We start from the raw sequence: 2271 nt of genomic DNA, 5'->3' as shown, positions 1-2271 counted from the left end.
TTAAGGGTGTATACTTTTTGGTGTTGATGGATTATTACTCTAATCCGCTCAACACCTTTTTTTGTGAGCAAAAAAAAGAGACAAATAAATTTTTTCCTGTTAAAATATCTGCGCTAACTCCAATTTCAAAGGATGTGATTTATTTGTCTCATAGCAATTCTATCAAAAAATTACTAAATATCAAAGAAAAAAATTTTAAAATTACTAAAGTTTGTGATGAAGAGATTAAAGGTATAATTACCAAAGTTGTTTTTGCTGTTGCTTCAAAGGAAAATGCTAAATGTCCATGTTGCGCTAATAAATTAATTAAAAATGGCTTTAAAATTGTTAATATTAAAATATTAAAAACTGCTCAATATAATACTTTACTTAAAGTATCTAAGCAAAGATACATTTGTAAAAGTTGTAATAAATCTTTTTCTCATAAATTAAAACTTGTTAATGATAATTGTTCAATTTCAAATGATGTTAAACTTGCTATTAAACTGGAATTAAAAGAAGCTAAATCTGAAAAAGCTATAGCAAAGCAATTTAATGTTTCTCCTAGCACTGTTAATAGAATCATTAACGATTTACCCGATTACAAACCTGATTTTGAATATCTACCTGAGAAACTTTGTTTTGATGAATTTAAGTCAACTAAAGATGCTAATGGTGCAATGTCTTTCATTTACTGTGATGCTGAAACTTCAAAAATAATTGATATTGTTGAAGATAGAAAACTTAATAATTTAATAAAATATTTCTCAAGATTCCCTAAAAGCGCGCGCAATAATGTTAAAAATATTGTCATTGATATGTATTCTCCATATATTAGTTTAATAAAAACTATGTTTCCAAATGCTAAAATTTCAATAGATAGATTCCATTTAATACAATTAATCAATAGAGCATTTAACAAGTTTAGAATAGCTACTATGAATAAACAAGATAATAAAATGTATAACAAATTTAAGAAATATTGGAAGTTACTTTTAAAAAATGCTACTAAACTTTCTGATAAAAAGTATCTGCAGAATAAAATGTTTAATTACAAATATATGTCTGAAGAAGATATAGTGAAGCTACTACTTTCTTCAAATAGTTATTTTGAAGATTCATATGATCTTTATCAAGATATATTAATAAATATAACTGATAGGAAATTTGAAAGATTTAAAAAAATAATTGAACTCAACTATCCTAAGTTTGATGGATTCATTAAAACAGCACTTAAAACCTTTAAGAAATATTTTGAATACATTGAAAATTCTCTTTCTTTTCCATATTCAAATGGAAGAATTGAAGGGGTAGTAAGAAAAATAAAAGTATTAAAAAGTATTGCATACGGTTATAAAAGTTTTCTAAATTTTAAAAAAAGAATATTAATTTGCGCTAATCTTTAACAATAAAATAGTTCCAGATTCTACTTATCTGGAACTACATAAAAAATTTATTTAATTTTTTTCATCAACACCATTTGACACAGACCCATATTTTATTGCAAGCCACTTTGAACAATTACTGAGATTATTCTTTTTGAAATCCTTACCCAATTTTGTCCCAGTTACTCATTCTAACAGGCTGTAAGTCTTGAAAATAAGCCATTTTAAGTAAAATATATCCTACTCCCACTCAATAATTACCATATCATATTTGTTTCTTTTATATGCTATCAGTATCTATTAAGTTTCTAAAATCAGGTGTTTTTATACCTGTTTTTTGTGGTTTTTGAGTTTTTTAGTATCAAAACAGTATCATGAATGATACTACTACGCTACAATCTCAATTTATTATTTATTCAGAACACCAACTATTTTATTTCATTTAACACCTCAAAAATATCCTCATCTATGCAAATACTTCTATCTTCAATTTCTTTAGGGCAGAACGCTTCTCCGTAATTGATACACGCATATACAGCCTTTTTATTTTCCTTTGTCATCTGCCAAAATGGATATTTTATAATAACTGGCGTATTTGCTCCCACACCAAGCTCTAAAAACAAAATATGCCCGCCTTTATTTGTTTGGAGAAATTCGTAATAATTTTCTGACGCTTTATGCCAGCCTTCATCCTCCACAAATGAATTATCTGCTCTAAGATTAGTCGTTACATCCGAATTATCATCAGGGCATTTAGGAATCAGATTCGTTGGAATTTGCATAGAAATTTTTCTGTTGGCAGGTAGATTAAATATACCATTTTCATCTTTAACAAAGCCTTGAACTGTCATTGCCTCCATTACCCAATCTTCATTATCATAAGTCTTCTGAATTTCAGGATTAAGGC

At 27.1% G+C, this 2271-nt stretch carries 1 protein-coding gene and 1 pseudogene; one reads left to right on the top strand and one right to left on the bottom strand.

Annotated features, from left to right (window positions below; all coding sequences use genetic code 11):
- A partial coding sequence (locus IJL02_RS12535; protein WP_292816707.1) for an ISL3 family transposase occupies positions 1-1385 on the top strand: 1385 nt, incomplete at its 5' end.
- A 407-nt stretch (positions 1386-1792) separates the two neighbouring features.
- Here IJL02_RS12535 and IJL02_RS12530 read toward each other — a convergent pair.
- Positions 1793-2271 (bottom strand): annotated as a pseudogene (locus tag IJL02_RS12530) (hypothetical protein); the annotation flags it as partial.

Origin of the sequence: Methanobrevibacter sp., from assembly GCF_017427765.1 — an archaeon.
Lineage (GTDB): Archaea > Methanobacteriota > Methanobacteria > Methanobacteriales > Methanobacteriaceae > Methanocatella.
This window is presented reverse-complemented; position numbering and strand designations above follow the sequence as displayed.